The 4,551-nt window shown below is 74.2% G+C and carries 4 protein-coding genes; 1 reads left to right on the forward strand and 3 read right to left on the reverse strand.

What is annotated here, in order from left to right; all coding sequences use genetic code 11:
• Positions 1-236: 236 nt before the first annotated feature.
• The 3 genes from DEF28_RS25610 to DEF28_RS25620 all read right to left on the reverse strand — a co-directional run bounded on the left by DEF28_RS25610 (position 237) and on the right by DEF28_RS25620 (position 3,252).
• Complete coding sequence (locus DEF28_RS25610; RefSeq protein WP_233515542.1) at positions 237-1,445, reverse strand: DegT/DnrJ/EryC1/StrS family aminotransferase; 1,209 nt, start codon at positions 1,443-1,445, stop codon at positions 237-239.
• Positions 1,446-1,847: 402 nt separating this feature from the next.
• Entirely contained in the window at positions 1,848-2,309 is a 462-nt protein-coding gene (locus tag DEF28_RS25615; RefSeq protein ID WP_114400475.1) for a YbaK/EbsC family protein, read from the reverse strand.
• 151 nt (positions 2,310-2,460) lie between these two features.
• Positions 2,461-3,252: a TetR/AcrR family transcriptional regulator gene (locus DEF28_RS25620; protein WP_114400476.1), complete on the reverse strand. Its 792-nt coding sequence runs from the start codon at positions 3,250-3,252 to the stop codon at positions 2,461-2,463.
• A gap of 158 nt (positions 3,253-3,410) precedes the next feature.
• On the opposite strand from DEF28_RS25620, the gene DEF28_RS25625 reads away from it, so the two are divergent.
• The coding region (locus DEF28_RS25625) for an acyl-CoA dehydrogenase family protein (RefSeq protein WP_114446249.1) at positions 3,411-4,551 on the forward strand (1,141 nt) is incomplete at its 3' end.

Consider the following 4,551-nt stretch of genomic DNA (forward strand, 5'->3'; position numbering starts at 1 on the left):
GCCGGCCCCTCTCCGGCCACCGCCCGCGCGGTGGATCCGCTCCACATCACTCGTCACGCCTCCCCATCTGGTCCCTGCGGTTGGTCGGCCCGGCTGCCGGGCCCGTCCCGGACCGCCGGCTGCCGCCGCGGCCCGCGCTGGTGTTCCCTCTCGTACGGCCGCCCGCCGCGGCGGGCGTGCGCCGCCACCCGCCGGCGCGACCGGATGCCCGGCGTGCGGGGCGGGCCGGCCCGGGTTCATGCCGCCCGCCTCCCGGTGTAGAAGTGCGCGACCGCGTCGCAGACCCGTTCGACGGCGCTCATGGCGAGGTCCGGGTAGAGCGGCAGCGCGACCGCGGCCGCGCACGCGGCCTCCGCGTTCGGGAACTCGCCCCGCCGGTGGCCGAGGCGGGCGAACCGCGGTTCCAGGTGCGGCGGCGTCGGATGGTAGGTCTCGGCGCCCACGCCGACCGCCGCGAGCGTGCCGACGAGCGCCTCACGGTCCTCGACCTCGACCAGGTAGGCGTGGTACACCGGGGAGCCGCCGCCGCGGCGCACGGCGGGGTCCGGCAGCCGCTTGATGCCGGGCACTCCGCTCAGCCGCTCGGTGTAGGCGGCGGCGAGTTCGGCGCGCCGGGCGATGTCGGCGTCCAGCCGGGTCAGCTTGGCCAGCAGGACGGCGGCCTGCAGGTCGTCCATGCGGCTGTCGGCCCGGATCGGCACGCCGAGGTCGGACAGGCCCGGGACGTGCTCCAGCGTCCGGCCGGCGCGCCCCTGGTGGCGCAGCTCGGCGACGGCCGCCGCGACCTCCGCGTCATCGGTGAGGACGGCGCCCGCGTCGCCGATCGCCCCGAGGGTGGTGGTCGGGAAGAACGAGAGCGCCCCGCCCCTGCCGAGCAGTCCGGCGTGCACGCCGTTCCAGCGCATACCAACGGCGTGGGCGCTGTCCTCGACGAGCCCCAGGCCGTGCCGGCGCGCGACCGCGGCGATGCCGGCGATGTCGGCCATCCGGCAGGACAGGTGGGCCGGCATGATGATCCGGGTGCGGGGGGTGACGGCGGCGGCCGCCGCGTCCGGGTCCAGCCCGTAGCCGGCCGGCTCGATGTCGGCGAACCGGGGGCGGCCCCGGGCCAGCAGCACGGCGGACGCGGTGGCGGCGGAGCCGAAGGCCGGAACGACGACCTCCTCACCTGGTGCGAGGCCGCATGCCCGCAGCAGCAGGACCAGTGCGTCGGTGCCGGAGTTCACCCCCACGACGTGCCGCGCGCCGGTCCAGGCGCGCAGGGCGTCCTCCAGCTCGGCGACCTTGCTTCCGTGCGCGCATCTGCCGCGCTCGATGACGTCGCGGCAGTGGCCGCGCACGGTCGGCCACACCTCGGCGAAGGACGACTCCTGGCTGAAGAAGGGCACCGGATCCGGCGCGGCGGCGGCAAGGCGCGACGCGGACGTGCGGCACGTTTCCGGCACGGCGTCACTCCTCGTTTCCGAACGAATTCGGGGCAGCCCAGACGGTCACCGGGCGGGCGATACCACGAAGCGCATTCGTACTTCGTCGGCGCTCACGCCACCGGCCTTTTCCCGGGACCGCGACGACCGTAAACCATTTCTCCGCCACCTCGGAGCACAATCCAGAATTACTGACCTTTTGCCATTTAATGTCCGGAGAATGCATATCGTCGGCTTATCGGGGGCGGGAACCGCAGGTCAGACGGCACCGAGCGGCCGGGCGGGCCCGCGCGCCGGACCGACCGTGGCCCATTCCGGCCGGAGGCCGCGCGGTCACCGGTCCGCTCCTGGACGGTCCACCCGCGGCCGCCGTCGGCCGCGGGTGAACGTTGAAGGGCTGCGCCCACCGGGCGGCGGACGGGGTCAGCAGACCTCGACGACCTCGCCCCCGGACAGTGCGACCAGCCGGTCGGGAGCGATGGGGAACACCGCGTGCGGCGTTCCGGCCGCCGCCCACACGGTGTCGAACCCGAGGAGGTCGACGTCCACGAACGTCCGCAGCGGGGTCTGGTGCCGGAACGGCGGGATGCCGCCGATGCTGTAGCCGGTGACCGCCCGGACCCGCTTGGCGTCCGGCCGGGTCACCGGCCCGGTCACGTGCTTGCCGATCCGGTCGGTGTCGACCCGGTTGGCCCCCGAGGCGACGACCAGGATCGGCTCGTCCCCCGCGACGAAGACCAGGCTCTTGGCGATCTGCGCCGGCGTCGTCCCGAGCGCGCTCGCCGCCTCGGCGGCCGTCCGGGCGCTGTCCGGGAGCTCCCGGACCCGTCCCGGCTCGCCGTGCTCGGTGAGGAACTCCTGGATCCGCTGCGCCTTCGCGTGCATGTGGCCGTGCTCTCCGTTCTGTTCGTTGTGTCGGACCTGTCCGGTCCATCCGGCCGCCCGCCCCGGCAGGGGCCCGGCGGCGTATCCCGGCCGCTACCTGCCGCGGGCTCCGGACGCCCGTGAGACGCGGGACGGCACCGGGGAGAAGGGCTCAGCCGGCCGGGTGGCCGAGCGCCTCACTGACCCGCCGCAGCACGTCCTGCCCGTCCATCCGGGCCGGGTAGACCGCCACGAGGACCGCCTCGGAGCCGTCCGGGCCGGCGGGCGCCGGCCGGGCGGCGGGACCGGTCAGCCCGTTTCTGGCAGCCCCCGGACCGCCCGCCTCCAGGGGGCCGCCGGGATCGCGGAACACCGGTCCGAGCGTGCGGGTGACGAACGCCATCGCCTCGTCCAGGCGGTTCCACGGCACGCGGTGCTCCGGGTCGCGCAGCCAGGACCGCAGCACGTGGTTGTGCGCGGCGATCACCGCCGCCGCCAGGGCCTCGGCGGCGAGCGCGCGCGGCCCCTCGGTGTGGTCGGCGGCGAGGTGCCCGGTGAACGCGGCCTGGTAGCGGGCGGTCATGGCGATCTCGCGGTCGCGCAGCCGGGGGACCGCACGCACGAGGTGGTACCGGGGGACGGTGATCTCCGGCGCGGCGACGTAGTCCTGGAAGACCATGCGCGCCGCCGCGCAGACGGCCGTCACCGGGTCGTCGTGCGCGGACGCCGCGAGGTGCCGGGCGACGTTCGCGAAGAGCTCGTCGTGCTCGGCGAACAGCACGTCCTCCTTGGACCCGAAATGCCGGAAGAGTGTGCGCCGGCTGACGCCGGCCGCGGCCGCGATGTCGTCCATGGTGGTGGCCTCGTAGCCGTGCTCCGTGAACAGCCGCAGCGCGGCGGCCACCGCCCGGCGGCGCGCGGCCCGCGCTCCGCCGCCGCGCCCGCTCCTCGGCGTCTCCTCCATGGTCCCCGCTCCCCTCGCGCGCTTCCGTGCCCGAACTTACTGGTCCCGTCCCATCGGACACGCCGCCACGATCCAGTGTGACACTCAATGCCGATTTTCGACACGCAGTGCCATACTGGTGCTTGTCGGATCCGCGACCCACAGCGCCGGGAGGCCACATGAGCGACTTCGACCTGTTCCGGACCACCGAGGAGCACGAGGCCCTGCGCGAGGCCGTGCGCGCCGTCGCCGAGGACAAGATCGCCCCGCACGCCGCCGAGGTCGACGCCGGCGCCGCCTTCCCGCAGGCGGCCTACGACGCCCTGCGCGCCGGAGACTTCCACGCCCCGCACATCCCGGAGGAGTACGACGGGGTGGGCGCCGACGCGCTGGCCACCTGCGTCGTCATCGAGGAGGTCGCCCGCGCGTGCGCCTCGTCGTCGCTCATCCCGGCGGTGAACAAGCTCGGCACCATGCCGCTCCTCCTGGCCGGCTCGGAGGACGTCCGGCGGCGCTACCTTCCGCCGGTGGCGCGCGGCGAGGCGATGTTCTCCTACGGCCTCTCGGAGCGCGAGGCCGGATCGGACACCGCGAGCATGCGGACCCGCGCGGTGCCCGACGGCGACGACTGGATCCTGTCCGGGCAGAAGTCCTGGATCACCAACGCCGGTGTGAGCGCCTACTACACGGTCATGGCGGTCACCGACCCCGACGGGCCGCGCGGCCGCAACGTCAGCGCGTTCGTGGTGCACGCCGACGACCCCGGGTTCACGCTGGGCGAGCCGGAGCGCAAGCTCGGAATCAAGGGCTCGCCCACCCGAGAACTCTTCTTCGACGAGGTCCGCATCCCCGGCGACCGGCTGGTGGGCACGGTCGGCGAGGGGCTGAAGATCGCGCTGCGCACCCTCGACCACACCCGGGTCACCATCGGCGCCCAGGCCGTGGGCATCGCCCAGGGCGCGCTCGACCACGCGGTCGCCTACGTCAAGGAGCGCAAGCAGTTCGGCAAGGCCATCGCGGAGTTCCAGGGCGTGCAGTTCATGCTCGCCGACATGGCGATGAAGCTGGAGACCGCCCGGCAGATGGTCTACACCGCGGCGGCCAAGTCGGAGCGCGGCGACGCCGACCTGGCCTTCTTCGGCGCGGCCGCCAAGTGCTTCGCCTCCGACGCCGCCATGGAGATCACCACCGACGCCGTCCAGCTGCTCGGCGGCGCCGGCTACGTCAAGGACTTCCCGCTGGAGCGGATGATGCGCGACGCCAAGATCACCCAGATCTACGAGGGAACCAACCAGATCCAGCGCCTGGTCATGGCCCGCC

Origin of the sequence: Marinitenerispora sediminis (assembly GCF_003336425.1) — a bacterium.
Classification (GTDB): Bacteria; Actinomycetota; Actinomycetes; order Streptosporangiales; family Streptosporangiaceae; genus Marinitenerispora; species Marinitenerispora sediminis.

Bases quoted from the DNA above. Each gene is read 5' to 3' on its own strand.
- DEF28_RS25615 (WP_114400475.1), bottom strand. From the start codon at position 2,309: ATGCACGCGAAGGCGCAGCGGATCCAGGAGTTCCTCACCGAGCACGGC.
- DEF28_RS25620 (WP_114400476.1), bottom strand. From the start codon at position 3,252: ATGGAGGAGACGCCGAGGAGCGGGCGCGGCGGCGGAGCGCGGGCCGCG.